We start from the raw sequence: 25489 nt of genomic DNA, 5'->3' as shown, positions 1-25489 counted from the left end.
GTCTCGCTTGTCAGTCGCTTCGTGTCGGCCCGCGGAAACCTCGTTGCGTCTACCCCCGCCGCGGTGCTGAGCTGGCGGCATGAACCGTGACGAGGCACTGGCCGCGTTCGACCGCGGGTTGAGGCGCGATGCCCGGCCCCTCACCCCCGGCGACCGTGTCGAACACGTCGGCCGGGTGATCCGCTACCTCGGGGACGGCTGGGACTGCGTCATCTGGTCGGACCTCGACGACGCCACGGCCGACGCCGAGATCGCCGCCCAGGTCTCGTCCTTCACCTCGCTGGTGCGCGGGTTCGAGTGGAAGCTCTATGCCTACGACCGGCCCTCGGACCTGCCGTCCCGTCTCCTGAAGGCCGGGTTCGTCCCCGGCGAGGAGGAGACGCTGATGGTCGCCGAGATCTCCGACCTGGACACGGAGGTCGCGCTTCCCGACGGTGTCAGCCTTCGCCCGGTCGCCACGGATGCCGACGTGGACCTCATGATGTCGGTGCACGACCAGGTGTTCGGCACCTCTTCCGACCTCGCCGCCGCGCTGCGGGCCCAGCTCGCCGCGGACACCTTGGTGGCGTTCGTGGTCATGGCCGGGGACGAACCGGTCAGCGCCGCCCGAATGGAGCTTTATCCGGGTACGGGGTTCGCCGGCCTGTGGAGCGGCGGCACCGTCCCCGGCTGGCGCGGCCGCGGCCTCTACCGGGCCCTGGTCGCCTCCCGCGCCCGCATCGCCGCCGCCCGCGGCTATCGCTACCTCCAGGTGGACGCCTCAGCCGACAGCCGCCCGATCCTCGAACGCCTCGGCTTCCACCCCCTCACCACCACGACCCCGTACACGTACCAGCCCTGACCACCAGGCCGCTCGCCCTAACCACCGCGTTGGCGCCCCCGAGTTCCTTGAGCCGAGGCGCCCTGATCGCAGCCGCCCAGTGCCTTCTCGGTCTGGGCCGTGGTCATCGGCGGGACGGGCAGGGGATGGGCCGCGCCCGCGCGCAGGCCGTCGAGGGTGAGGGCCAGGTGCCGGCGCCACGCTCCGGGCGCGGTTCGGAAGGTCGCCCGTACCGTGCCCGCCACCCCCCAGATCACGAACGCCATGTCCTCCAGCGTCACATCCGGCCGCAACATCCCGGCCTCCTGGGCCCGCGCCACGATCCGCCGCATCAACGCGTCCCCCTCGCGGGTGTCCGCCCCCACGCTCCGCACGGCGAGATCGTTGTAGCCGAGATCCACCGACTGCAACTCGCACACCCCGGTCAAGAAGGCGACGAACCCCTCCCACGCGTCGTCCGCCGCCAGCGACCGCTCCGCCAGCTCGCGCACCGCCGCCACCCGGTCCGCGAACACCGCCTCCACCAGGTCATCCCGGCTGGGGAACCGGTTGTAGAGCGTCCCGATGCTGACCTCGGCCCGTCGGGCGATCTCCTCCAGCGGCACCTCAAGCCCCCGGTCGGCGAACAGTTGCCGGGCCGCCTCCAGCAGGCGTTCGCGGTTGTGCAGGGCGTCCTTGCGCATACCACCCACCCTAGCTATCTTGAGGGCACTCTCAACTTGAGGAGGCCCTCAACTTATGGCCCGCACTCTCGTCATCACCGGCGGCACGAACGGCATCGGCCTGGCCCTGGCCCGCCACCACAGCCAACGGGGCGACCAGGTCATCGCCATCGGCAGCAGCCCGTCAGGCGGCGACCGCCTCCGCCGGGAAGCCCCGGAAGCGCGCTTCGTCCAAGCCGACCTCAGCTCCGTCAAGCAGACGAACGAGCTGACCGCCCACCTCCGCTCCACGCACCCGGCGATCGACGCGTTGGTGCTGGCGGCCTTCCGCTATCACCCGTCCAGGACCGAGACCGACGAGGGCTTCGAACGCACCTTCGCCCTGTACGTGGTCAACCGCTGGCTGATGTCCCGCGCCCTGCGCCCCGCCCTGGAGAACGCGCCCGCTCCGATGATCCTCGACCTGTGCGGCGTCGGCGGCGTCAAAGCCGGCCGGATCCACTGGGACGACCTGCAACTCGAACGCGGCTACCGCCCGTTCAAGGCCACGATGCAGGGCGCCCGCGCGGCCGAACTGCTCGCCATCGCCTACGCCGCCGACCCCGTCCGGTACGTGCTCTACAACCCGCTCTTCGTCGCGACCGGCCTCTTCGAACCCTTCCGCCAGCCGGTACGCGGCCTCGTCAGGGTCGCTGCCGCCCTGTTCGCCCAGCCGGTGTCGAAGGCCATCCGCCCGATGACAGCGCTCATCGACAACCCCCCGGCTGCCCCGCTCTCGGCGTACGTCCGAGGCAAGCCCACCACCCTCACCACCGACCCGGCCGCGGCCCGCCGCCTCGACGCCGCCATCCGCGACCTGGTGTCCCCTTTCACCGCCTGACCTCCTCCACCCGCACCGCGCCGGTTGTTTGGAAGTCTGATGACCGCCAGCGGACACCTGCCTCAGCCGGTGATGCTGGTGCCATGAGCACAGCGGACTTGGCAACGGATCGGGCCGGCGGATCGAGCGCGGAAGAGCGGTCGCCGGTCGACGCCTGGACGGTGATGGAAAGGTTCTATGCGGCCGAGGCCGCGTACGTGGCCGCAGGTGGATTCGGTCAAGCGAGCTACGAGGATGTCGCCGCCCTCCTGGATCCAGAGGTGGTCTTGCACCAAGCGCCCGGGCTGCCCTTCACCGGCACCGGAACGTGGCGCGGCCACGACGGCATGGAACGGTTTCTCGCCCGCTTCAGCGAGGTCTGGGAATCGATGGAGTTCTTGGAGCAGGAGCATTGGGGCGACGAGAACACTGTGGTCGTGCGTAACCGGGTGCGCTTTCGCGCCCGTGCCACCGGCCGGGAAGTCGACACCTCGATCATGCAACTGATCACCGTCAAGAACGGACGCATGGTCGAGTGCCGCCCGTTCTACTGGGACCCCGGCGCCATCGCCGACGCCTGCCGAGACACCGATACGTGACCCGGGCTCCGGCGCGTGCGCGCTGGTCAGTGGACGATGGCCAGCATCACGTCCGACGCCGACGGGCGGTCTTCCGGGCGTTTGGCGAGGCAGACGCCGACGACGCCGCGCAGCGACTGCGGCAGCGGTGACAGGTCGGGGTGGAACGTGAGCACCCGATTGAAGATCGCGGGCACGGTGTCCTCCCCGAACGCGGGGCGTCCGGTGGCCGCGAACATCATCGTCACCGCCCAGCTGAACACGTCGGACGGCGGGCCCACCGGAGTGCCGGATAACTGCTCCGGCGACATGTAGGCGGGGGTGCCGACCATCTTGCCCGAGGTCACCGTCACCTGGTCGAGCGCCCGCGCGATGCCGAAGTCGATCACCCGGGGCCCGTCGTGGCCGATCAGCACGTTGCTCGGCTTGAAGTCGCGGTGGACGACCCCCGCCTTGTGGATGGCGGCCAGCGCCCCCGATGTGGACAACGCCAGGCGGGTGAGGCCGTCTTCGTCACGCGGCCCGTGACGGCGCACGAGCTGCTCAAGGGACGGGCCTTCCACGTACTCGCTGACGATGTAGGCGGACTGGCCGGTGATGCTCACGTCGAGCACCCGCGCGGTGGAGAAGGTCGCCACGCGCCGGGCCGCGTCGACCTCCCTGGCGAACCTGGCCCGCGCCGTCTCGTCGACCAGATCGTGCAGCACCTTGACCGCGACCCGCACGCCGTTGGGCGCCATCGCCAGGTAGACCGCGCCCTGCCCGCCGCGCCCGAGCGGCTGCAGCACCCGGTAGTGACCGATCCAGTCGGGCTCGCCCGGGCGTCGGTGGGCCGTGGGCGTGGTGGTGCGCTGGTGGACGTTGGGCGGAGGGTAGGTGCCAGGCGGGCCGGAGGGCGCCCCGGCCATCGCGGGGCGGCCGGAACGTGCCCTGGCCATGGCGGGCACCAGGATGCCCGAGTGGATCACGCTGCCGATCCAGCCCGCGACGAACATGAGGGAGACGATCGTGCTCATCGGCTCGGGAATGTCGTCGACCTGGTCGTACATCGTGATCGCGATGATGAAGACGCCCACGTTGACGGTGTAGAGGCCGGCGGCGACGAGCTGTCCGACGCTCCTCAGCCAGAAGGCCGCGAACCCGATCGTGAACGGCGTCGCCAAGCCGCACGAGAACAGCGGGAGGGCCGCCCAGACGACCGCGGCCGCCCAGGCCCCGCCGCTCGGGCGGCTCGGATGGTGCAACGACATGGCGAGAGACTACATCTGTGTTCCTACACATATCGGACGGTAGGCTTACTTGTGGATAACTTCCCCTGGGGCTGTGGATAGCTGTGGAAAACCTGGGGACAACAGGCTGGCGCATTCACGCGCGAGGCCAAGTGCGTCATGATGTTGAGCCATGGCACGGATACCAGGCGTAGGGCTGGCGAGAGGGTTGACCATCACCCTCCGCCGCATGCTGCGCAGATCCGTGACCCAGCAGTATCCAGAGGTGAAACCCGATCTGCCGCCCCGCAGTCGCGGCGTCATCGCCCTGGTCGAGGAGAACTGCACCTCGTGCATGCTGTGTGCCCGGGAGTGCCCCGACTGGTGCATCTACATCGACTCGCACAAGGAGACCATCCCCGCGCCTGAAGGCGGCCGGCCCCGCCAGCGAAACGTGCTCGACCGGTTCGCGATCGACTTCGCCCTGTGCATGTACTGCGGCATCTGCATCGAGGTGTGCCCGTTCGACGCGCTGTTCTGGTCGCCGGAGTTCGAGTACGCCGAGGGCGACATCCGCAACCTTCTCCATGAGAAGGACAAGCTGGCCACCTGGGTTCCCACGGTCCCGCCGCCACCGCCCCACGACTCCGGCGCCGACCTGCCCAAGGAGCTCTCGGCCGCGCCCCGCCGCCCCGCCCGCGCCCGAGGCGCCGAACCGGCCGCGCCCTCCCGTCCCCCTCGTGCGTCCACAGGTCAGGCGGAAACCCCGCGCAAGCCGGCTGCCCGCACGACACCGACGGAAGCCCTTCCGGCGTCGGAAGCACCGCCCACGGAAAGGTCCCACGGGGAAGGGCGTCACGCGGAAGGGCCCCACGGGGAAGGGCCCCACGCGGAAGGCGCGCCGGGGACAGAAGGCACGCCGCTGACAGAAGGCCCGACGCAGACCGAAGGCGCGGACGCCTCGCCCGGCGCAGGTTCCGCGCCTCCGGCGACTTCCACGACGGACCATGGCAACAGGCCTTCCGCCACATCCGGTGCGCCCACCGAGACACCGTCGGCGGGTGGAGGCCCGACGCCATCCACAGCCGGAGAGTCCGACCAGACGTCGTCCACAGCCGGAGAGCCTGACCAGGCGTCGTCCACAGAGGGGACGTCTGGATCGGAGCTGTCCACAGGCGGGGAGTCGTGGGAGGAGCTGTCCACAGGCGGGGAGTCGGGGGAGGAGTTGTCCACAGGCTCGGCGCGATCGCAGCCGGAGCCTGGCTCGGGGGAGCAAACTTCAGGCGCGAGACCGCGAAGGCGGAGGATGGCCGATCCTCGTTCCATCCGCCCGCCCGGTCGGCTCGGCCCGGAAGAGCCCAAGGAGCGCGAGGAGGAATAGTGACCGAGGCGGTGCCCTCCTATCTGTCACCCACCGGACAAGAGATCGTCTTCTTGCTGCTGGGGGCAGTGGCGGTAGGTTCGGCGCTGCTCGTCGTCACGACGAAACAGCTCGTCCACGCGGCCCTGTGGCTGGTGGTCGCGTTCGGCGCGCTGGCGGGCTGCTACCTGGTGCTCACCGCCGAGTTCGTGGCGTGGGTGCAGGTGCTCATCTACGTGGGCGCCGTGATCGTGCTGCTGCTGTTCGGGATCATGCTGACCCGGGCCCCGGTCGGCCGCTCCACCGATCTCGACAGCGGCAACCGGGTTGCAGCGGCCGTGGTGGCGCTGGCGACGGCAGGCGTCCTGGTGACGGTGGTGATCGACGGCTTCCGCACCGCCTACGCGCCGCTGACCCCAGGCGGGGGCGCCGCCAGCGAGCTGGGAGGCAGCATCTTCAGCACGTGGGTGCTCCCTTTCGAGGCCCTGTCCGTGCTGCTGCTCGCCGCTCTGATCGGCGCCATCGTCCTGTCCCGCACCGACATCCGCGGCGGCGCGTCCGACCCTGCCGACGCATCTGGCGTGCCCCCGCCCGCCGACCCTGTGGACGATCCATCCCGTACGGGGACGTCCGGCGGTTCACCGCCCGATCAGACCGGGGGTCATTAGTGCACATCGTCTACCCGGCGGTTGTCGCCGCGCTCCTGTTCTCCATCGGCGTCTACGGCGTGCTCGCCCGGCGCAACACGATCCTCGTGCTGATGTCGGTCGAGCTGATGCTCAACGCCGTCAACCTCAACCTCGTCGCGTTCGACGTGTGGCTGGGGGACAGGCTCCACAGTGGCCAAGTCCTGACCCTGTTCGTCATCGTCATCGCCGCCGCCGAGGTGGGGGTCGGCCTGGCGATCGTCCTGGCCCTGTTCCGCAACCGCAAGACGGTCGACATCGACCACCTCCGCGACCTGGCCGAGCCCGCCGACGCACCCGAAGACGAGACGAGAAACACCGACCCGCACGCCCGCATACCCGCCGACGCCGTGCCCGCCCTCGCCGGGGTCGCACCGCCCCGAAGCCCATCACGGAGTGCCGGCACCAGCAGCGCCCCCCACGCGAGCACGCCCGTGGGCCGAGGCGAGGGGCACCCCGCTGAGGACGACTCGTCCACCCCGGAAGGGCAGTCCGATCAGGACGCCTCGTCCACCTCAGAGGGGCCGTCCGCTGAGGATGGGCGACATGTCAGGCGAGGGGGCGGGTCGTGACGAACTTTCCGCTGCTGACCGTGCTCCTGCCGTTCGCGGCCGCCGCCGCCGGACTGTTGCTATCCCGGCGCGGACGTGCGGAGGGCGCGAACACCAGGGCCGCCTGGATCGCGGTGATCCCGACAGCCGGCGCCGCGGTGCTCGCCGTATGGCTGGCGTGGGGTCAGGGGTTCGCGTTCCTGGAGGGCGGGCCGCGGCCGGCGCCGGTGGGCGCCACCTACGGCACCGTCGTGACCGGCAGCGTCCCGATCTCGCTCACCCTGCAGGCCGACGACCTGTCCGCCCTGCTCGGCGTGCTGGTCACGCTCGTGGCGCTGGCCGTCCAGGTCTACTCGATCGGATACCTCAGAGACGACCCCCGCTACCCGTCCTACAGCGCCTTCGTCAGCCTGTTCACCGCGGCCATGCTGCTCGTGGTGTACGCGGGCGACCTCCTGGTCCTCTACGTGGGCTGGGAGATCATGGGCCTCTGCTCCTACCTGCTCATCGGCCACTGGTGGGAAGACCTGGGCAACTCCCGCGCCGCCATCAAGGCGTTCCTGGTGACCCGGCTGGGCGACGTCGGCTTCCTGTTCGGCATCTTCGTGCTGGGCATCGGCGCGGGCAGCTTCCGCATCGCCGACGTGCTCGCCGCCGTGCCCCAGATGTCCTCGGGCACGCTGGTGGCCGCCACGCTGCTGCTGCTCGCCGGGGTCGCGGGCAAGAGCGCGCAGGTGCCGCTGCACACCTGGCTGCCCGACGCGATGGCGGGCCCGACGCCGATCAGCGCGCTGATCCACGCCGCGACCATGGTCGCCGCCGGCATCTTCATCGTCGCCCGGCTGTTCCCCGCCTTCACCGCCGCGGGGCCCACGATGGACGTGCTCGCGGTCATGGCCGCGCTCGGCATGCTCGGGGCGGCTCTGGCCGCGCTCGCCCAGGACGACCTGAAACGTGTCCTGGCGTACTCGACGGTCAGCCAGCTCGCCTACATGGCGGGTGGCCTCGCCGCGGGGTCCGACACGGCCGCGATCTTCCATCTGGTCACGCACGGCGCGTTCAAGGCGCTGCTGTTCCTCTGCGCCGGCCTGGTGATCCACCACGTCGGCGCCAACCTGATGAGCCAGATGGGCGGGCTCCGGCGCGACCTGCCCGTCACGTTCGCCGCGACCACCGTGGGCTTCGCCGCCCTCATGGGCCTGCCTCCGTCCAGCGGCTTCTTCAGCAAGGACGCGCTGCTCGTGGCCATGGAGGGCGCGCTGGCTGGCGGTCTCACGGACGCCGCCGCCCTCCTTCTGTACGGGTGCGCGCTCGCGACCGTCGCGGTCACCGGCGCGTACGCCACCAGAGCCTGGCTGCGCACGTTCTTCGGCCCGCCGCGGACGGTCGCGTTGCCGGAGCCCGAGCCCGGCACCGCGCACGTCATCGACACCCGCGAGGGCCCCCGCACCATGCTGGTGCCGGTCGCGCTGCTCGCGGTCCCGGCCCTGTTGCTCGGGTTCGCCGCCGAGCCGCATCTCGACCTGCCGGTCGCGGTCGTCAGCGTGGCCCTCGCGCTGCTCGGCGCGGGCGTGGTGTACGTCGCCTGGCGCGCCGATCCGCTGGCCGACCCTGCCCGGCTGCTGGGGGTGCTGCGGGTGCCGTGTGAGCGGGCGTTCTACGTCGACGGCCTCTACTCGGCGGTCGTGGTCAGACCGGTGCTGGCCCTGGCCAGAGGGGTTCTGCGGACCGACGACGTGGTGGTCGACGGCGCGGTGCGCGGCTCGGGCCGTGCCGCGCGCGGGCTCTCCGGCCTGCTGCGACTAGCCCAGAACGGCAACGTCCAGCTCTACCTGAGCGGCCTGCTGGCGGGGGTCCTCCTGATCGCGGTGGGGGCGGTGGTGTTGGCATGAGCGGCTGGCCGCTTGGCGTGGTGAGGGCGGTGGTGTTCGCATGAGCGGCTGGCTTTCCGTCGCGATGGTCGCGGTGCCGCTGCTGGGGGCGCTGCTGCTTCTGGTCGCGGCCGATGCGTTGCGTCCGGTGCTGCGCGTGTACGGCATGGCGGTGTCCGGTGTGACGCTGGGCCTGGCCGCGGTGATGGTCGCCATGTTCGACTACGGGCAGGCGGCGCGGCCGCAGTTCACCGTGGACGTGGCGTGGATTCCGGGGCTCGACCTCCGCTTCCAGCTCGGCGTGGACGGCATCTCGCTGCCGTTGGTCGCGCTGACGGCCTTGCTGACGTTCCTCTGTTTCGCCTATCTGGGCTGGGGCGGTGGCGCCGGGCCGGGCCAGCTCCTGCGTCCCAGGGCGGGCGGTGCGCGGCCGAGGGCGCTGGTGTTCACGCTGCTGGTGCTCGAAGTCGGCATGATCGGCACGTTCCTCGCCCTCGACCTGCTGCTGTTCTTCGTGTTCTTCGAGATCGTGCTCGTGCCGATGTACTTCCTGATCGCCATCTGGGGCGGCGAGAGGCGCAGGGCGGCGGCGATCAAGTTCATCCTCTACACGCTGCTCGGGTCCGTCGTGATGCTTCTCGGCCTGCTGCTCATCTGGGCGCAGGCGGGCACGCTCGACATCGTCGCCCTGGCCCAGGGCCACGGGGCGGGCATGAGCCGGGCGGTGCAGGTGGTGGCGTTCGTGGCGGTGGGGCTCGGGCTCGCGGTCAAGACACCGATGTGGCCGCTGCACACCTGGCTGCCCGACGCCCACACCGAGGCGCCCACGGTCGGGTCCGTCCTGCTGGCCGGGGTGCTGCTGAAGATGGGCACCTACGGCTTCGCCAGGATCGCGATCCCGGTCCTGCCCGAGGGCGCGGCGGCCGTCGCGCCGTGGCTGGGGGCGCTCGCCGTGGTCGGCATCGTCTACGGCGCCCTGGCCTGCCTGGCGCAGCGCGACCTGAAGCGGATGATCGCCTACTCGTCGGTGGGTCACATGGGTTTCGTGCTGCTGGGCTTCGCCACCCTCACGCCCACGGGCATCAACGGCGCCCTGTTCGCGAACATCGCCCACGGCCTGATCACCGGCCTGCTGTTCTTCCTGGCCGGGGCGATCAAGGACCGCTATCGCACGGCCGACATCCCCTCGCTGGGCGGTGGCATGCTGGCCACGCTGCCGCGTCTGGGCGCGGTCCTCACGTTCGCCGCCATCGCGTCGCTGGGGTTGCCGGGGCTGGCCGGGTTCTGGGGGGAGATGCTGGCGCTGTTCGGCGCCTTCCAACCGGCCGAGTCGCTGCCTCGCGGGCTGTTCCTCACCTTCATGGTCATCGGCGGCCTGGGCGCCGTGCTGACGGCGGCGTACTTCCTGGTCATGCTCTCCCGCGTCACCCACGGCGCCCCCGCGGCCGCCGGCGGGGCGGTGCCGGTCGGCGTGCCGGGGCCGGGCGCCGGGGGCGGAGGGGTCGTCGGCCGGCTGAGCGCGACGCTTCCCCAAGCGCCGGACGAGCGCCCGGTGCATCCGCTTCCCGAAGCGCGGGACGAGCGGCTGGTGCATCCGCTGCCGGAAGCGCCGGACGAGCGCCCGCTCCATCCGCTTCCGGAAGCGCCGGACGAGCGGCCGGTTCATGCGTTGCCCGCCGCCGCGGGGCCCCCGGGGATGGCCGACATCCGGCGGCACGAGCTCGTCGCCTGGGTGCCGTTGATCGGGCTCATCCTGCTGTTCGGGCTCTGGCCCGGCCTGCTGCTCTCCCTCACCACACCGGCCGTGCAGATCCTGCTGGGAGCCCTGCCATGATCCAGCAGATCGACTACTTCGCGATCGCCGCGCCGCTGACCCTGGCGCTGGTCGCCGGGCTGGTGCTGCTGCTCGACGCCTTCCTGCCCGCCGGGCCGAGGGTCACGGCCGGGCTCGGGGCCGTCACGCTCGGCGGCGTCATGGTGGCGCTGGGCTTCGTGGCGGCGCAGGCGTTCACGGGCCGCACCCTGCCGACGTTCTGCGTGCCCGAGCGGCTCAGCGACGGCGACCCGGGGCTCTGCTCGTTCGTCGTGGACCGGTTCACGCTGGTGATCGCCGGGCTCGTCCTCGTGGCGGCCGTGGTGATCGTGCTGATGTCGATGACCGAGCTGGCCGGCGGCGGTATCCCGGTCGGGGAGTGGTACTTCCTGCTGCTCTGCACGCTGGTCGGCGCGGTGACGCTGCCCGCCGCCCGTGACCTGATCATGCTGGTGGTGGCGCTGGAGCTGGTGTCGCTCCCCGTCTTCGCGCTGACCGCGTTGAAGCGGTACGACGGCCGCGCCTCCGAGGCCGCGGTCAAGCTCTTCGTCGTGTCGGTGGTCTCGACGGCCGTGATGCTGTTCGGGGTGTCCCTGCTGTACGGGGTCGGCGGCACGGTGTTCCTGTCCCGGCTGGCGGAGGTGCTCAGCGGCACGGCCCCGGCTCCCGGCTGGCCGGAGGGCTCGGCGTCGCTCGTGGCGGCGGAGCACGGGCTGCCGGGGGTGGTGACGGTCGGGATCGTGCTCGTCGTGGCGGGCTTCGCCTTCAAGATCGCGGCAGTGCCGTTCCACGCCTGGGCCGCCGACGTCTACCAGGGCGCGCCCATCCCGGTGGCGGCGCTGCTCTCGGTGATCTCCAAGGCGGCCGGGTTCGCCGGGCTCATCCTCGTCCTGGTCCTCGCCATGCCCGGGCAGGCGGCCACCTGGACCCCGGTCGTCGCCATCGTCGCGGCGCTCACCATGACGGCGGGCAACCTGCTGGCGATGCGGCAGCGCTCCGCCGTACGGCTGCTGGCCTGGTCGTCGGTGGCACAGTCGGGCTACATCCTGGCGCCGCTGGCCGTGGCGTTCCAGGGTTCCGGGGCGCGGAGCTGGGGGGCGAGCGCGGTCGGGGCGTCCGTGGCCTACCTGGTCATCTACGCGGCGATGAACCTGGGCGCGTTCGCGGTGGTCATGCTCGTCTCGCGGACCGCCGCCCGCAACGAGCTGGCCGACTACCGGGGCCTGGTGTTCCGCCGGCCGGCGGCGGGGCTGGCGCTGGCGTTCTGCCTGATCTGCCTGGCCGGGCTGCCGCCGGGGCTGGCGGGGCTGTTCGCCAAGGTGGTGGTGTTCCGGGAGATCGTCCACGGCGGGGCCGCCTGGCTGGCCGTGGTCATGGCGGTCAACACGGTGATCGGGCTCTACTACTACGTCGTCTGGGCGGCCCGGCTGTTCGCCCCCGAGCCGGGCCCGGCGCCCGCCGCGCGCCGGGTGTTCCCGGCGGTGTGGGCGGCGACGGGTCTCGCGGTGGCGGCGGCGGTGCTGTTCTCGGTGGCGCCCCAGCTCGTGCTCGATTTGACCCTTCTGTCGGATTAGTCCGTACGAATCGTCGCTCTACGCCCAGGCTTGTGCACTGCGGGGAACGTTGGGGCAGGGGATCGTCGTTGTACTGGTTGCACCCGGACCACGAAGGGGGGAACCTTGCACCACAACGGTCTGCGCACCGCGCTCCTGCTCGGGGGCCTGTCCGCGTCGATCATCGCCTTGGGCTGGTGGTTGGGTGGCGGCACCGGTCTGCAGATCGCGTTCCTGCTCGCTCTCGCGACGAACGGCTTCGCCTACTTCTTCTCCGATCGCATCGCGCTGTCGGCGATGCGCGCGCGGCCGGTCAGCGAGGTCGAGCAGCCCACGCTCTTCCGGATCGTGCGCGAGCTCTCCACCGAGGCCCGCCAGCCGATGCCTCGCCTCTACATCTCGCCGACGGTGCAGCCGAACGCGTTCGCCACCGGTCGCAGCCCCCGCCAGGCCGCGGTGTGCGTCACGTACGGGCTGACCCAGCTCCTGAACGAGCGCGAGCTGCGCGGCGTCATCGGGCACGAGCTGTCCCACGTGTACAACCGCGACATCCTCGTCTCCTCGGTGGCCGGGGCGCTCGCCACGATGATCACCTGGATCAGCTACGTGGCGGTGTTCTTCGGCGGATCCGACGACGACGAGGGCCCCGGCTTCCTCGGGGCGCTGCTCATGATGCTGCTCGGCCCGGTCGCCGCCGGGATGATCCAGATGGCGATCTCCCGTACCCGCGAATACCAGGCGGACGAGTCCGGGGCCATGCTGACCGGTGATCCGCTGGCGCTCGCCTCGGCCCTGCGCAAGATCGAGATGGGCGCGCGGCGGCTGCCGCTGCCGGAGAACAGCCGCCTCACCTCCGCCTCCCACATGATGATCGCCAACCCGTTCAGCGGCGCCGGTCTGGGCCGCCTGTTCTCCACGCACCCGCCCACCTCCGAGCGCGTGGCCAGGCTGGAGCGGATGGCCGGCTACCGGCGCTGACCGGACACGGAAGGGCGAGAATCGACGGCATGGCGCGATCTTTACGCTTGACCAAGGCCGAGCGAAGGGTGTGGAACGCCTTCCCGACCGGGGAGATGGTGGAGTTCGCCGACGTCAAGCCGGGCGCGACCCGTACCGCGGGGGTGAACGCGCCCAAGGACGGCGACACGTGGGGGCCCGAGCGCACCGTCCGGGCGGAAGTGATCGCGAAGCTGCTGCTCGGCGCCCGTGAGGCGGGCGCCGGCGCGGTCCCGGCGGTGCGCGTCAGCGGCGCCAGGATCACCGGCGCCCTGCAGATCTTCGGCGGCACGGTCGAGCACGAGCTGGTGCTCAGCGGCTGCCACCTGGAAGGGCCGGTCAGGCTCACGGATTGCCGGACGCGCACCGTACGGCTGACCGACTGCCGGCTGCCGTCGTTCGGCGGCGTCGGCATGCGGGTCGAGGGGCACCTGAGCCTGTCGGGCTCGCACGTCACCGGGCCGGTGCAGGTGATGCGCGCCCAGTTCGCGACCGGCCTGTGGCTCGCCGGCACCAAGGTGGAGCACCCTCACGAGACCGAGCCGGCGCTGCAGGGCACCGCCATGATCGTCGACTCGGTCGCCTACCTCGGCAACGCCGACATCACCGGCATGACGCGGCTGGCCGGCGCCCGGCTGAACGGCGGGCTCTCCCTGACGGGGGCGAAGCTCCGCAACCCGGGCAGGCTCGCGCTCGACGCCGACGGCATGGTCGTCGAGGAAGCGCTCCGGTGCACCGGCGACTTCCTGTCGCTGGGCTGCGTGCGGCTGCGCGGGTCACGGGTGAACGGCCTGCTCGCGATCAGGGGCGTCATCCGCAGCCCCGACACCCCGTACGCGCTGCACGCGAGCCACATGGAGGTCCGCGAGTTCTACCTCAAACCGGACGAGCCGATCGACGGCGTGGTGACGCTGGCCCACTCGACCGTCGGGACGTTGCAGGACTCGCCCGACACCTGGCCGGAGAGGCTGCGCCTGAACGGCCTGACGTACGAGCGGCTGCGCGGCAGCGGCGTCGCCCGGCGGATCGACTGGGTGAGCCGCGACCCGGAAGGATTCCGGCCGCAACCGTACGAACAGCTCGTGGCGTGGTACCGCCGTGACGGCAACGAGGCGCTGGCCCGCCGCGCCCAGCTCGCCAAGCTGCGCAACCGGCGGCGCACGGAAGGGCTGGGCGGCCGGCTGTGGGGGCGGCTGCTCGACTTCACCGTCGGCTACGGTTACCGCCCCTGGCTGGCGGCGGTGTGGTTCGGGATCCTGCTGGTGATCGGCACGGTCGTGTTCGGGATGAACCCGCCGCGGGCCGTCAAGCCGGACGAGGCCCCCGGCTTCGACCCGTTCGCCTACACCTTCGACCTGCTGCTGCCGTGGTCGGCGTTCGGGCAGCGGGACATGTTCGACCCGGCCGGCTGGACGCAGGCTCTCGCGTACGGGCTGGTCGTGGCGGGGTGGATCCTGGCGACGGCGCTGATCGCGGGCGCTACGCGGGTGCTGCGCCCGACGTGATCGCGCGCAGGATCGCCGCCATGTCCGCCGGGAAGATCACCTCGTCGGTCGTCTCCAGCTCCTCGACGCCCCACCAGCGGTGGCCGATCGTGGTGTCCTTCTCGATCTGCTCCATGTGCTCGAACGACACCGCCGCCCGCCCGACGCGCACGGCGAAGAACGTCTGGTCCTGGACGATCGCGTAATGGGCCCAGGAGAACTCGATGGTGCCGGTGCCGTAGGGCCCGGTGAACGCGTCGGCCGGCGCCCGGATGCCGACCTCCTCGAACAGCTCCCGCGCGGCGGCCTCCCGCAGGCTCTCCTCGCCCTCCACCGCGCCGCCGATCGTGAACCAGAACGGCTGGTCGGGGCGGACCGGGTCGAACCCGTTGAGCAGCAGGACGCGGCCCAGATCGTCGATCGGCAGGGCGCGCGCGGTGTAACGGCGCAGGGGGATCATCGTCACGTCTATGAAGCTTACGCCGGGTCAGGGCCATGAAGGGGCAATGAACCCGGGATGACGCCCAGGTGAGCGTGTATCTCTGGCCAAGGGTTCACGCGCTTCGATACACGCTTTCCGGTTGTGGTCATGGCCTGTTCTCCGTCTGTTCACTTTGGACCGGTTCTATCGAAGTGCATCGACTACGGATCTCATACGGAGAAGGACGCACACCGTGACCAGTGGACAGCGCCGCCTCAGCGCGGCGGCGACGGCCGCCATCGTCGTGGCCCTTTCCGCCGCATGTGGCGGCACCAACACCACTCCGCCCGCCGGTGAAGGAACCGCGAGCGCGAACGCCAGCCAGGCAGCGGGCGGCGAACTGTCCGGCCAGGTCAAGGCGGACGGCTCCAGCACGGTGGCGCCGCTGACCAGCGCGGCGGCCGAGTTCTTCGCCGAGGAGCAGCCCAAGATCAACGTGACCGTCGGCACCTCCGGCACGGGCGGCGGCTTCGAGAAGTTCTGCAACGGCGAGACCGACATCTCCAACGGCTCCCGCCCGATCAAGGACGAGGAGAAGGCCGCCTGCGACGCCAAGGGCGTCAAGTACGCGGAGCTCACGGTCGCCACCGACGCCCTCACCGTCGTGGTGAACAAGGAGAACACCTGGGCGAGCTGCCTCACCACCGACCAGCTCAAGAAGATGTGGGAGCCGGGCGCCGAGGGCAAGATCACCAGCTGGAAGCAGGTCGACGCCAAGTTCCCCGACGAGCCGCTGAAGCTGTTCGGCCCGGGCACCGACTCCGGCACCTTCGACTACTTCACCGACGAGATCAACGGTGAGGAAGGCGCCAGCCGCAAGGACTACAGCCCCAGCGAGGACGACAACATCATCGTCCAGGGCGTCACCGGCACCAAGGGCGGGCTGGGCTACTTCGGCTTCACCTACTTCGAGGAGAACGCCGACAAGCTGAAGGCCGTCGAGATCGACTCCGGCGACGGCTGCGTCGCGCCGAGCTCCGAGAACGCCCAGAACGGCACCTACACCCCGCTGGCGCGGCCGCTGTTCCTCTACCCGTCGGTCGAGTCCGCCAAGCGCCCCGAGGTCGCGGCCTTCCTCGACTTCTACGTCGCCAACATCGCCAAGATCGCGACGGACGCCAAGTACATCCCGCTCAACTCCGAGCAGGAGGCCAAGCTCAAGAGTGACCTCGACACTCTGAAGCAGGGCTAGATGGCCGCGCGACACTCGGCGACCGCGTCAGGGGCACCCTCGTCCCTGGCGCGGTCGCGCCCGCGTTACGGCGAGGCGCTCATCAAGGCGGTCCTCATGCTGGCCGCCCTCGTGTCCATCGCGACCACGATCGGCATCGTGGTGTCGCTGCTGGAGCCGACTCTCCGGTTCTTCACCGAGGTCAGCGCGCTGGAGTTCTTCACCTCCACCAACTGGGGGCCGCTGTTCGAGCCTCCGACCTACGGCGTGCTGCCCCTGGTGAGCGCGACGCTCATCACGACGGGGATCGCGGTGGTGGTGGCCGTGCCGCTGGGGCTGGCCGCCGCCATCTACCTGTCCGAGTACGCCAGGCCGCGCGTCAGGAAGTTCTGCAAGCCCGCGCTCGAGGTGCTGGCCGGCATCCCGACCGTGGTCTTCGGGTTCTTCGCGCTGAGCTTCATCACCCCGCTGCTGCGGGGCATCCTGCCGTTCGAGATCGAGATCTTCAACGCGCTGAGCGCGGGGCTCGTGGTCGGGTTCATGATCATCCCGATCGTCGCCTCGCTCTCCGAGGACGCGATGGCCGCCGTCCCGGCCGGGCTGCGCGAGGGCTCGTACGCGCTCGGCGCCTCCAAGATGGTCACCTCGCTCCGGGTGGTGCTGCCCGCGGCCTTCTCCGGCATCGTGGCGGCCGTCATCCTCGCGATCTCGCGGGGCGCCGGCGAAACGATGATCGTCTACATGGCGGGTGGCGGTCAGCCGAACTTCACCCTCGACATCGGCAAGGCGATGCAGACCATGGCCGCGTTCATCGCCCAGGCGGGATCGGGTGACGTGCCGGTCGGCACCGTCGACTACAACACGATCTTCGCGGTGGGCTCGCTGCTGTTCGTGATGACGTTCCTGATGAACCTCGTCAGCGCCCGCCTGGTGCGCAAGTTCCGTGAGGTGTACGAATAATGGCCGTCCTCTCCACCCCGCGCTCGGCCGTGCAGCTGGCGGGCAAGGGGCAGCCGGTCCGGGAGCACCTGTTCAGGATCGCCCTGATCTCCAGCCTGGCGATCGCGTTCATCTTCCTGGCCGCGCTGCTCACCTACGTGCTCGTCGAAGGCTGGCCGAGGCTCGACTCCCGGCTGTGGGAGAACATGCCGTCGATCCGCGACCCCGAGATCGCCGGCGCGCAGTCCGCCATCACCGGCACGCTCTGGGTGATCTCGCTGACCGCGCTCTTCACCATTCCCACGGGCATCGCGGCCGCGATCTACCTGGAGGAGTACGCGGACAAGTCCCGCTGGTGGAACCGGGTCATCGAGCTGAACATCCAGAACCTCGCCTCGGTGCCGTCGATCGTCTACGGCATCCTGGGGCTCGGCATCATCGCCCGCGCCCTGGCCCTGGGATTCAGCGTCATCACCGCGTCGATCACGCTGGGCCTGCTGGTGCTCCCCGTCGTGATCATCGCCTCGCGCGAGGCGATCCGCGCGGTCCCGCCGTCCATCCGTGAAGGCTCGCTCGCCCTGGGCGCGACGCAGTGGCAGACGATCTCCCGCCAGGTGCTGCCCGCGGCGATCCCCGGCATCGCCACCGGCTCCATCCTGGCGCTCTCCCGGGCGATCGGCGAGGCGGCCCCGCTGCTGATGCTGGGCGCGGTGTCCTTCATCCGCTTCAACCCGGACGGCGTCTTCGCCAGCTACACGGTCCTGCCGATCCAGATCTTCAACTGGATCTCCCAGTCGCGCGAAGGGTTCCACTACCTGGCCGCCGCGGCGATCGTGATCCTCCTCGCGATCCTGCTGCTGATGAACTCCGCCGCCATCTGGCTTCGTAACCGCTACCAGAAGCGCTGGTGAGGGAAGAAACATGAGCGAGACAGAGACGACAACCATGAAGAACATCGCGGTCAACGCCCCCGGCGCCCCCCGTACCATCGAATCCCTCGACCCGGTCTTCACCGTGTCGGGTCTAAGTGTTTTCTACGGCGAGTACGAGGCCGTCCGCGGCGTCGACATGATCATCGGCAATCGTGAGATCACTGCCATGATCGGCCCGTCCGGCTGCGGCAAGAGCACCGTGCTGCGCTGCTTCAACCGGATGAACGACCTCATCCCCGGCGCCCGCGCCGAAGGCAAGATCCTCTACCACGACGAGGACCTCTACGGCGACCACGTCGACCCGATCGAGGTCCGGCGGCGCATCGGCATGGTGTTCCAGAAGCCGAACCCGTTCCCCAAGTCCATCTACGACAACATCGCCTACGGCCCCCGCGTCAACGGCCTGAAGGGCAAGATGGACGACCTCGTCGAGGAGGCGCTCACCCGGGCGGCCCTGTGGGACGAGGTCAAGGACAAGCTGAAGCAGAACGCGCTGTCCCTCTCCGGCGGCCAGCAGCAGCGGCTGTGCATCGCGCGGGCGATCGCGGTCAAGCCCGAGGTGATCCTCATGGACGAGCCCTGCTCCGCGCTCGACCCGATCGCCACCACCAAGATCGAAGACCTGATGCAGGAGCTGGCGCGCGACTACACGATCGTCATCGTCACGCACAACATGCAACAGGCCGCCCGCGTCTCCCACCGCACCGCGTTCTTCACCGCGGAGGTGGACGACAAGGGCGAGCGGCACGGCCGCCTGGTGGAGTTCGACGAGACCAGCCGCATCTTCACGAACCCGACCGACAAGCGCACCGAGGATTACATCACCGGTCGCTTCGGGTGACCCGACTCAGAGGAGGACCCGGGTGATCCAGCCGCAGGCGACGCTCGGCGGGGGCGCGCGGGCGGGGGCGCCTTCGGTGCCGATGCTGCTGGTGGCCGACCCCGACTCGGCCGGGGTCGAGGCGCTCGCGGCGGCCCTGGCCCGCGAGGGCGTGGAGGTCACGGGCGTGGCCGACGGCGCCCAGGCGCTCATCCAGACGGGAGCGCTGCGCCCGGACGTGGTGCTGGTGAGCGCGTCGCTGCCGCTCATCAGCGCCGTGGACTTCGTCAGGGCCATCCGCATCAGCCATCCGATGCCGGTGCTCCTCGGCATCGGGGAGGGGCACGCGGAGCTGGCCGTGCAGGCGCTCACGGCGGGGGCGACCGCCTGCGTGGCCATGCCGTACCGGCTGCACGAGCTGCTGCCCCTGATCCAGGCGACGGCGGCGGGCGAGGCCGGCCGGCTCATCGCCGTGGGCGACGTGGAGCTCGACGCCGACGCCTACCAGGTGAAGGTCGCCGGCCGGGTCGTCCACCTGCCGCTGCGCGAGTTCGAGCTGCTCCACTACCTGATGCGCAACCTCGACAGGACCGTCACCCGCGAGCAGATCATGCGGCACGTCTGGCACGCCTCGGGGGACAACATCGCCACCAACACGATCGCGGTGCACGTCAAGCGCCTGCGCGCCCGTCTCGGCGACACCGACGACACGCTCATCCAGACCGTCAGGGGAGTCGGCTACCGCCTGGTCGCCCCCGGCTGAGCACCGGACCGGCCGACGCCCCTGATGATGATGTCGATGACGTCCTCCAGGCTGATCGCCTTGTGCGCGAGGTGGCCCGCCGTCGCCAGCTCGGCGAGGCCGTGGGCGGTGGACATCAGGGCCATCATCGTGGCCTTGTTGACCGGCCCGTGGTCGGTGATGTCGAGGCTGAGCGCGGTCATCACCTGGTCGAGCGCCTTCTCCATCTCCGGATGGTCGCCGGCGGAGAACGCGGAGGCGAAGACGAGCCGGTATTCCTCGCGATGCGCCACGGCGTACTCGACGTAGCTGCCGTAGAAGGCCTGGAGCCGCTCCTGACGGCCGGCGTGGCGCAGGACGGCGGCGGCGACGTGAGTGCTGAGGTCGGTGATGACCCGGGCGGCGAGGGCCGCCAGCAGGGCGGTCTTGTCGGTGAAGTGCCGGTAGGGGGCCATCCGCGACAGACCGGCCAGCTCGCCGACCGCACGCAACGTCACGGCGTCGAGGCCCTCCTCGCGCAGCAGGCTCAGCGCGCTCTCGATCAGCCGCTTCCTGGTGTCGTCCACCATGCGTCCACCCTCTCACGACCTCCCATGTTGACAACGTCAGCGATGGTAGCTGACACTGTCAACATCCGATGTTGACGGCGTCAGCAGGAGTGACATGAAAATCACCATAAACGGCGTGCCCACCGAGGCGGACGCCGGCCCGGACGACGTGGTCGTCGACGTCCTACGCGACGGCCTGGGCCTCACCGGGGCCAAAGCGGTCTGCCGTACCGGAGTCTGCGGAGCGTGCACGATCAAGGTGGACGGAACCCCGCAGGTGAGCTGCCTGCTCCCGGCCACCGCGGTGGAGGGACGGGCCGTCGTCACGGCCGAAGGACTCGACCATCCCGTGCAGCGGGCGTTCATGGCCCATGACGGGCTGCAGTGCGGCTACTGCACGCCCGGCTTCGTGGTGGAGGCCGCCGCCTTCGTCGACGCCTGGCGCGAAGAGCACGGCGACGTCGCGCCGCCGCGCGAGCGGATCGCCGCCGCCATGGCCGGTCATCTGTGCCGCTGCGGAGCGTACGCGGGGATCTACGCCGCGATCGAGGCCGCGTGCCGGGGCGAGCACGACTCCGGCACCCCGACGCCCGCCCGGGTCGAGGCCGTCGAGAAGGTCACCGGCCGCGCCCGCTACACCACCGACATCCGGCACGACGGCCAGTGGGAAGGCGTGATCATCCGTTCGACCCGGGCGCACGCGCTGGTCACCTCGGTCGACGTGGACGGGACCACGGTCGACCTGCTCCCGGCCGACCGCATCGTCCGCTACGCCGGCCAGCCGATCGCCGCCGTCGCCGCGCCCACGCGCCGCGAGGCGCTGGCCGTCGCGGAGGCCGCCAGGATCGGCTACGAGCCGCTCCCCGCCGCGCTCGACGACACGCCCGGCGCCCCGCCGGTCTACGACGAGCGGACCAGGAAGAAGGCCCCGTCCTCCGGGGAAGGGCTCACGCTGCCCGGCGGCTGGAACGGCAACGTGCACGGCCCGTTCACCGGGGCGAGCCGGCGCGGCGGCACCGCGGTGAAACGGATCGAGGCCGCCCGCCGGCGCGCCGACCCGCTCCTGGTCACCGGGACGTACACCACCGCCGTGCAGGTCCACACGCCGCTGGAGCCGCACGCGTGCGTGGCTCGATGGGACGAGCGGGGAGACCTCCACCTGCACCTGTCCACCCAGACGGTGGCCATGGCCGCCGAGCGGGCGGCCAAGCGCTGGAAGCTCGACGCGAACCGGGTCCACGTCGTCGCCGAGCACGTCGGCGGCGGCTTCGGGGCCAAGGCGGGGATCACCGTGGAGACGGTCGCCGCGGTCGAGCTCGCCCGCGCCTGCCGGGCCCCCGTACGCGTCGTGCTCAGCCGCGCCGAGGAGCTCACCGACGCCGGCAACCGGCCGGGCACCCGGGCCGGGATCGCCCTGCTCGCCGACGAGAAGGGCGATCTGTCGGCCCTCGCCGTGGACGTGCACGGCCGCGGCGGCGTGTCCGTCGGATCCGCCGTCGCCCTGCACGCCCGCCTCGTGTACGGCACCGCGCCCCGGCGGCTGCGCGACTTCGACGTCGTAACGAACGAACCGCCCGGCACGCCGTTCCGCGGCCCCGGCGCCCCGCCCCTGCTGTGGGCGCTGGAGCAGGCCGTCGACGAGATGGCCCACCGCCTGGAGGAGGATCCGATCGCGCTGCGCCGCCGCTGGGACGGCAACCCGAAGCGGCGCGCTCTCTACGACCGGGCGGCGGAGCTGCCCCTCTGGCGGGACAGGCCACGCACCGGATCGCAGACGGGCCGCCACCGCCGCGGCGTCGGCGTGGCCGCCGCCAACTGGTTCTACGCGGTCAGCCCCGGCACCGAGGTCGAGCTGGAGGTCGAGGACGACGTGGTGGTCGCCCGCACCGCCACGCAGGACATCGGGACCGGCATCCGCAGCGTCATCGCCGGCATCCTGCGCGAGGAGCTCGGCCTGCCCGCCGACCGGATCCGCGTCGAGATCGGCCGATCCGGCACCGTGCCGGGACCGGCGTCCCTGGGCAGCCGCACCACCACCTCGGTGGCCCCCGCCGCACGCGACGCGGCCCGCCGCCTGCGGGCCCAGGGCATGACTCCGGGCACCAAGGTGGTCGGCAAGCGGCGACGCGACCGGGGCGGCTACGTGACCCCGTTCGCGGTGCAGGGCATGGCGCTCGGCCGCGGATTCAGCGGCGCCGTCCACGTCACCGAAGTGGAGGTCGACACCCGCATGGGCACGGTCAGGCCGCTGCGCGTCTGGGGCGGCATCGCGACCGGCCACATCTACGCCGACAGACCGGCCCGCAACCAGTGCGAGGGCGGCATCATCCAGGGCATCGGCTACGCCCTGTACGAGGAACGCCACGTCGACCCCGCCACCGGAACCGTCCTGACCGCGAACCTGGAGGACTACCGCATCCCCGGCATCGGCGACACCCCGGAGATGACCATCCACTTCCACCAGGACGGCTGGGACCACGTCAACGGCCGCGGCGTCGGCCTGGGCGAGGTCTCCACGATCGGCGTGGCCGCCTCCGTCGCCAACGCCGTGCACAACGCCACCGGCTGGCGCCCCCACGACCTGCCCATCCGCCCCGACCGGCTCCTCGAAGGGATCAGAGCGTGACCATCTTTGAGAACCCGCCGCACGGCCGGCTCCGCGCGGGCGGCACCGACCTGATGAGCCTGCCGGGCACCGGACCGTACGTGGACCTGCGGGACCTGCCGGGGCCGTCGGGCGTGACCTGGCAGCCGGACGGCTCCGCCCACATCGGCGCGCTGACCACGATCGCCGAGATCGCCCGCGACGAACGGCTCCGCGCCGCCTACCCCGCGCTGACCCTCACCGCGGGAGCGCTGGCCACACCCCAGATCCGCGCCGTGGCCACCATCGGCGGCAACCTGCTCCAGCGCAACCGCTGCTCGTACTTCCGCAACCCGGCCTTCTCCTGCCACCAGAACGGCGGCGACTCCTGCCCCGCCCGCGACGGGCTCAGCCTCTACTCCGCGGTGATCGACACCAGCCCGTGCGTCGCCCCCCATCCGTCGTCTCTCGCGATGGCGCTGCTGGTCTACGCCGCCGAGGTGGAGGTGCACGGGAGGAGCCCCTTCCCGGTCAGCTCGCTGTACGGCTCGGACCCGACCCGTGACCATCTGCTCGACCCCGGGGAGATCCTCCTGGCGGTCCACCTGCCGCCGCCCGTGGCCGGCGAACGGGCCGCGTACCACCGCGCCACCAGCCGGTCGGAGGCCGAGTGGCCGCTGGTGGAGGCCGTGGCACGGGTGACGCCGGACGGCGCGGCGGCCGTGAGCGTCGGAGGCGTCGCCCGCGTCCCGCTGCGGCTGCCGGAGGTGGAACAGGCTCTCGCCGCGGGGGAGCCCATAGAGGTGGCGGCCGGGCGGGCCGCTTCCCGGTGCACGCCCACGGCCTCGAACGGGTACAAGGTCACGCTGCTGACGGCCACGGTGCTGGAGGTGCTGGAACAGGCCACGGCACCCTCCTGACCAGCGTGTTCGGCCGGGTGGGGGAAGGGCTCCTGACCGCGTACGGTGCCGGCGGGAGCGCGACGACCGCGCACGGCCTCGCGCCCCGCTCCGCTACCGGTAGTTCGTGAACTGAAGGGCGATGTCGAGATCCTTGCCCTTGAGCAGGGCGATGATCTCCTGCAGGTCGTCCTTCTTCTTCGAGCTGACCCGCAGCTCCTCGCCCTGGATCTGCGCCTTGACGCCCTTGGGGCCCTCGTCGCGGATCATCTTCGAGATCTTCTTCGCGTTTTCCTGGTCGATGCCCTCCTTGAGCGCGACCAGCATCTTGTATTCCTTGCCCGACAGCTTGGGCTCGCCCGCGTCGAGGATCTTCAGGGAGAGGCCGCGCTTGATCACCTTCTCCTTGAACACGTCGAGCGCGGCGCTCGCCCGCTCCTCGCTGTTGGCCTTGATCTCGATATGCTCCTGACCGGACCAGCTGATGCTCGCCCCCGTACCCTTGAAGTCGAAGCGGTGCCCGATCTCCTTCACGGTCTGGTTGAGCGCGTTGTCGACCTCCTGCCGGTCGATCTTGCTCACGATGTCGAACGATGAATCGGCCAAAGCACACTTCCTCTCAGCTGCGTCAGCACCGGTGAGCGTCCGACTCCGAACGCATCCAGCCCACGAGCCTAGCCAGCATCTCCGCCCGGTGCAGGGTCCGCCTCCGGCCCTGTGGAAAAGCTCCGTGTCGTGGGGCTGACCTCGGTGGGGTGTCCGCGGGAACGAGGGGGTCGGAGTGATTCGGGACGGGGACAAACTGGTGTCACGTGCACTGCGGAAGTCCGCTATCCTTTTCTCTGTCGCCGCGAGAGCGGAAGACACGGCAGGTTGCCCGAGTGGCCAAAGGGAGCGGTCTGTAAAACCGTCGGCTCAGCCTACGCAAGTTCGAACCTTGCACCTGCCACCAGCAGTAACAGCAGCTCAGAGGCCCTACGGGGCCTCTTCTGCGTTTCAGGGGTACGCAGCCAGATGCCGCTCTGAGCGGCCGTTTGTCGCTGGTCACGCAATATACGTGCAATGATCTTGAGCGCGTCTCCGCAGGTCGGCGGCCGGATTCGGCCAATACGCGGCCAAGACGAAGAGCCCCGGTGGTGGGCCGGGGCTCTGGGTGCGGTTGGTACGTGGTCATGCGGCGAGGGCGTCGCCGATCCGCTTGTTGGCGATCTCCTGTTGGCCGTCGATGCACTTGGCGTAGACCCTCAGGAGGACATCGACGCTGTGCCCTGCCCGTTCGGCCACGTCCGGGGCTGAGACGCCCGCGTTCAACCACAGGGAAACGGCCGCGTGCCGGAGGTCATAGGGCCGCTTGGCGAGCGGAGAGGCGACCTGGGCGGGTGTGAAGGCCAGGAGGCGGGCGTCCTGCCAGACCTCGGTGTAGGCGGTGGAGGCCACGACACCGCCTCGTTCGCTGCTGAAGATGCGACCGTCCTTGGCGATCCCGTACTCGGCGATGTGCTCGCGGAGGATCTCGACGAGTTCGGGAGGGATAGGCACCGGGCGGACGTCTTGCCTGCCCCGGTGCTTGAGGCCGCGTTCTTCGTGGGCGTCTCCGCTGTCGGTCCACTGGGTGTTGACCTCCGGCCGGGATACGTCGATCGTGAGCCGTCCCCAGCCTGACGCGGGCAGGTGACAGTCCTGGATGCGAAGTCCTACCGCTTCGGCCGGGCGTAGGGCGGCGTAATACATGCAGGCGAAGAGGGCCATCAGCCGCCGGCCTCTGCCGCGTCGGCCCACGTAGGTCACCGCGGTCAGCAGTTCTTGTGCCTGGCGCGGATTCACCACGACCCGAGGGTGAACCGCGCCGGGTTTCGTGGAGACTCGGCTACTTGGTTTCTGCCGCGGTGACTGCGGCCTGTTGGTGACGGTAGTGGATCGCTTCGTACTCTG

At 70.7% G+C, this 25489-nt stretch carries 23 protein-coding genes, 1 tRNA gene and 1 pseudogene; 19 read left to right on the top strand and 6 right to left on the bottom strand.

Annotated elements, in window-relative coordinates:
* Positions 1-79: 79 nt before the first annotated feature.
* The gene (locus ACZ6YG_RS44060) at positions 80-841 is read left to right on the top strand and encodes a GNAT family N-acetyltransferase (RefSeq protein ID WP_466021296.1); all 762 of its coding nucleotides are present in this window, start codon (positions 80-82) and stop codon (positions 839-841) included.
* A gap of 17 nt (positions 842-858) precedes the next feature.
* Here ACZ6YG_RS44060 and ACZ6YG_RS44055 read toward each other — a convergent pair whose 3' ends face one another.
* Complete coding sequence (locus tag ACZ6YG_RS44055) at positions 859-1503, bottom strand: TetR/AcrR family transcriptional regulator (RefSeq protein WP_271278321.1); 645 nt, start codon at positions 1501-1503, stop codon at positions 859-861.
* A 55-nt stretch (positions 1504-1558) separates the two neighbouring features.
* On the opposite strand from ACZ6YG_RS44055, the gene ACZ6YG_RS44050 reads away from it, so the two are divergent.
* A complete protein-coding gene (locus ACZ6YG_RS44050; protein WP_466021295.1) occupies positions 1559-2362 on the top strand; it encodes an SDR family NAD(P)-dependent oxidoreductase in 804 nt (267 codons plus the stop codon).
* Between the two features lie 83 nt (positions 2363-2445).
* Complete coding sequence (locus tag ACZ6YG_RS44045; protein WP_466021294.1) at positions 2446-2940, top strand: nuclear transport factor 2 family protein; 495 nt, start codon at positions 2446-2448, stop codon at positions 2938-2940.
* Positions 2941-2966: 26 nt separating this feature from the next.
* On the opposite strand, the gene ACZ6YG_RS44040 is transcribed toward ACZ6YG_RS44045, so the two are convergent.
* Positions 2967-4169: a serine/threonine-protein kinase gene (locus ACZ6YG_RS44040; RefSeq protein ID WP_148036484.1), complete on the bottom strand. Its 1203-nt coding sequence runs from the start codon at positions 4167-4169 to the stop codon at positions 2967-2969.
* 151 nt (positions 4170-4320) lie between these two features.
* Here ACZ6YG_RS44040 and ACZ6YG_RS44035 point away from each other — a divergent pair, with 151 nt between their 5' ends.
* The 8 genes and pseudogenes from ACZ6YG_RS44035 (at position 4321) to ACZ6YG_RS44000 (ending at position 14462) form a co-directional block, all read left to right on the top strand.
* A complete protein-coding gene (locus tag ACZ6YG_RS44035) occupies positions 4321-5508 on the top strand; it encodes a NuoI/complex I 23 kDa subunit family protein (RefSeq protein WP_466021293.1) in 1188 nt (395 codons plus the stop codon).
* On the top strand, positions 5508-6155 hold the full coding sequence (locus ACZ6YG_RS44030; RefSeq protein WP_466021292.1) for an NADH-quinone oxidoreductase subunit J family protein: 648 nt from the start codon (positions 5508-5510) through the stop codon (positions 6153-6155). The genes ACZ6YG_RS44035 and ACZ6YG_RS44030 overlap by 1 nt, the downstream gene beginning before the upstream one ends.
* Positions 6155-6436, top strand: a pseudogene (gene nuoK / locus ACZ6YG_RS44025) (NADH-quinone oxidoreductase subunit NuoK); the annotation flags it as partial. The gene ACZ6YG_RS44030 and the pseudogene nuoK, both read left to right, overlap by 1 nt.
* A gap of 305 nt (positions 6437-6741) precedes the next feature.
* A complete protein-coding gene (locus tag ACZ6YG_RS44020) occupies positions 6742-8616 on the top strand; it encodes an NADH-quinone oxidoreductase subunit 5 family protein (RefSeq protein WP_466021291.1) in 1875 nt (624 codons plus the stop codon).
* 40 nt (positions 8617-8656) lie between these two features.
* The gene (locus ACZ6YG_RS44015) at positions 8657-10429 is read left to right on the top strand and encodes a complex I subunit 4 family protein (RefSeq protein WP_466021290.1); all 1773 of its coding nucleotides are present in this window, start codon (positions 8657-8659) and stop codon (positions 10427-10429) included.
* Positions 10426-11982 (top strand): NADH-quinone oxidoreductase subunit N, encoded by a 1557-nt coding sequence (locus tag ACZ6YG_RS44010; protein ID WP_466021289.1) that lies wholly within the window; start codon positions 10426-10428, stop codon positions 11980-11982. The genes ACZ6YG_RS44015 and ACZ6YG_RS44010 overlap by 4 nt, the downstream gene beginning before the upstream one ends.
* Positions 11983-12087: 105 nt before the next feature.
* On the top strand, positions 12088-12939 hold the full coding sequence (gene htpX / locus ACZ6YG_RS44005; protein WP_148036488.1) for a zinc metalloprotease HtpX: 852 nt from the start codon (positions 12088-12090) through the stop codon (positions 12937-12939).
* A gap of 29 nt (positions 12940-12968) precedes the next feature.
* Complete coding sequence (locus ACZ6YG_RS44000) at positions 12969-14462, top strand: hypothetical protein (protein ID WP_148036489.1); 1494 nt, start codon at positions 12969-12971, stop codon at positions 14460-14462.
* On the opposite strand, the gene ACZ6YG_RS43995 is transcribed toward ACZ6YG_RS44000, so the two are convergent.
* The gene (locus tag ACZ6YG_RS43995) at positions 14437-14901 is read right to left on the bottom strand and encodes an NUDIX hydrolase (RefSeq protein ID WP_261809119.1); all 465 of its coding nucleotides are present in this window, start codon (positions 14899-14901) and stop codon (positions 14437-14439) included. The two genes, ACZ6YG_RS44000 and ACZ6YG_RS43995, sit on opposite strands and share 26 nt — an antisense overlap.
* 214 nt (positions 14902-15115) lie before the next feature.
* Here ACZ6YG_RS43995 and ACZ6YG_RS43990 point away from each other — a divergent pair, with 214 nt between their 5' ends.
* Genes ACZ6YG_RS43990 through ACZ6YG_RS43970 form a run of 5 tightly spaced genes read left to right on the top strand, consistent with a single transcriptional unit; the run spans position 15116 to position 19547 of the window.
* Positions 15116-16114 carry a PstS family phosphate ABC transporter substrate-binding protein gene (locus ACZ6YG_RS43990; protein WP_148036491.1) on the top strand — a complete coding sequence of 333 codons (999 nt, stop codon included), beginning with the start codon at positions 15116-15118 and terminating at the stop codon, positions 16112-16114.
* Positions 16115-17053, top strand: a complete 939-nt coding sequence (pstC, locus tag ACZ6YG_RS43985; protein ID WP_148036492.1) for a phosphate ABC transporter permease subunit PstC — start codon at positions 16115-16117, stop codon at positions 17051-17053.
* Complete coding sequence (pstA, locus tag ACZ6YG_RS43980; protein ID WP_148036493.1) at positions 17053-17943, top strand: phosphate ABC transporter permease PstA; 891 nt, start codon at positions 17053-17055, stop codon at positions 17941-17943. Before pstC ends, pstA begins: the two co-directional genes overlap by 1 nt.
* A 34-nt stretch (positions 17944-17977) precedes the next feature.
* Entirely contained in the window at positions 17978-18805 is an 828-nt protein-coding gene (gene pstB, locus ACZ6YG_RS43975) for a phosphate ABC transporter ATP-binding protein PstB (protein ID WP_222709350.1), read from the top strand.
* A gap of 22 nt (positions 18806-18827) precedes the next feature.
* Positions 18828-19547 carry a response regulator transcription factor gene (locus tag ACZ6YG_RS43970; protein ID WP_466021288.1) on the top strand — a complete coding sequence of 240 codons (720 nt, stop codon included), beginning with the start codon at positions 18828-18830 and terminating at the stop codon, positions 19545-19547.
* Here ACZ6YG_RS43970 and ACZ6YG_RS43965 read toward each other — a convergent pair.
* Positions 19523-20095 (bottom strand): TetR/AcrR family transcriptional regulator, encoded by a 573-nt coding sequence (locus ACZ6YG_RS43965; protein ID WP_466021287.1) that lies wholly within the window; start codon positions 20093-20095, stop codon positions 19523-19525. The genes ACZ6YG_RS43970 and ACZ6YG_RS43965 overlap by 25 nt on opposite strands.
* 94 nt (positions 20096-20189) lie before the next feature.
* Between ACZ6YG_RS43965 and ACZ6YG_RS43960 the strand changes: the two genes are divergently transcribed.
* Positions 20190-22700, top strand: coding sequence for a molybdopterin-dependent oxidoreductase (locus ACZ6YG_RS43960; RefSeq protein ID WP_271278331.1), 2511 nt, complete (start codon positions 20190-20192; stop codon positions 22698-22700).
* Positions 22697-23578 (top strand): FAD binding domain-containing protein, encoded by an 882-nt coding sequence (locus ACZ6YG_RS43955; RefSeq protein WP_466021286.1) that lies wholly within the window; start codon positions 22697-22699, stop codon positions 23576-23578. The genes ACZ6YG_RS43960 and ACZ6YG_RS43955 overlap by 4 nt, the downstream gene beginning before the upstream one ends.
* A 93-nt stretch (positions 23579-23671) precedes the next feature.
* Here ACZ6YG_RS43955 and ACZ6YG_RS43950 read toward each other — a convergent pair whose 3' ends face one another.
* Positions 23672-24163: a YajQ family cyclic di-GMP-binding protein gene (locus ACZ6YG_RS43950; RefSeq protein ID WP_148036498.1), complete on the bottom strand. Its 492-nt coding sequence runs from the start codon at positions 24161-24163 to the stop codon at positions 23672-23674.
* Between the two features lie 261 nt (positions 24164-24424).
* Between ACZ6YG_RS43950 and ACZ6YG_RS43945 the strand changes: the two genes are divergently transcribed.
* Positions 24425-24509: transfer RNA gene (locus ACZ6YG_RS43945), tRNA-Tyr, on the top strand.
* A 218-nt stretch (positions 24510-24727) separates the two neighbouring features.
* Here the strand turns inward: ACZ6YG_RS43945 and ACZ6YG_RS43940 are convergent.
* On the bottom strand, positions 24728-25489 hold a 762-nt coding region (locus tag ACZ6YG_RS43940), incomplete at its 5' end, for a tyrosine-type recombinase/integrase (protein WP_466021285.1).

The organism is Nonomuraea sp. NPDC054003 (genome assembly GCF_055585125.1).
Note: the sequence above shows the minus strand (reverse complement) of the source record. Positions and strands in the feature narration are given on the sequence as shown.

Excerpts from the sequence above, each read along its gene's own strand:
- ACZ6YG_RS44060 (WP_466021296.1), top strand. The coding sequence starts at position 80 with ATGAACCGTGACGAGGCACTGGCCGCGTTCGACCGCGGGTTGAGGCGC.
- ACZ6YG_RS44055 (WP_271278321.1), bottom strand. The coding sequence starts at position 1,503 with ATGCGCAAGGACGCCCTGCACAACCGCGAACGCCTGCTGGAGGCGGCC.
- ACZ6YG_RS44050 (WP_466021295.1), top strand. The coding sequence starts at position 1,559 with ATGGCCCGCACTCTCGTCATCACCGGCGGCACGAACGGCATCGGCCTG.
- ACZ6YG_RS44045 (WP_466021294.1), top strand. The coding sequence starts at position 2,446 with ATGAGCACAGCGGACTTGGCAACGGATCGGGCCGGCGGATCGAGCGCG.
- ACZ6YG_RS44040 (WP_148036484.1), bottom strand. The coding sequence starts at position 4,169 with ATGTCGTTGCACCATCCGAGCCGCCCGAGCGGCGGGGCCTGGGCGGCC.
- ACZ6YG_RS44035 (WP_466021293.1), top strand. The coding sequence starts at position 4,321 with ATGGCACGGATACCAGGCGTAGGGCTGGCGAGAGGGTTGACCATCACC.
- ACZ6YG_RS44015 (WP_466021290.1), top strand. The coding sequence starts at position 8,657 with ATGAGCGGCTGGCTTTCCGTCGCGATGGTCGCGGTGCCGCTGCTGGGG.
- ACZ6YG_RS44010 (WP_466021289.1), top strand. The coding sequence starts at position 10,426 with ATGATCCAGCAGATCGACTACTTCGCGATCGCCGCGCCGCTGACCCTG.
- ACZ6YG_RS44000 (WP_148036489.1), top strand. The coding sequence starts at position 12,969 with ATGGCGCGATCTTTACGCTTGACCAAGGCCGAGCGAAGGGTGTGGAAC.
- ACZ6YG_RS43995 (WP_261809119.1), bottom strand. The coding sequence starts at position 14,901 with ATGATCCCCCTGCGCCGTTACACCGCGCGCGCCCTGCCGATCGACGAT.
- pstC (WP_148036492.1), top strand. The coding sequence starts at position 16,115 with ATGGCCGCGCGACACTCGGCGACCGCGTCAGGGGCACCCTCGTCCCTG.
- pstA (WP_148036493.1), top strand. The coding sequence starts at position 17,053 with ATGGCCGTCCTCTCCACCCCGCGCTCGGCCGTGCAGCTGGCGGGCAAG.
- pstB (WP_222709350.1), top strand. The coding sequence starts at position 17,978 with ATGAAGAACATCGCGGTCAACGCCCCCGGCGCCCCCCGTACCATCGAA.
- ACZ6YG_RS43965 (WP_466021287.1), bottom strand. The coding sequence starts at position 20,095 with ATGGTGGACGACACCAGGAAGCGGCTGATCGAGAGCGCGCTGAGCCTG.
- ACZ6YG_RS43960 (WP_271278331.1), top strand. The coding sequence starts at position 20,190 with ATGAAAATCACCATAAACGGCGTGCCCACCGAGGCGGACGCCGGCCCG.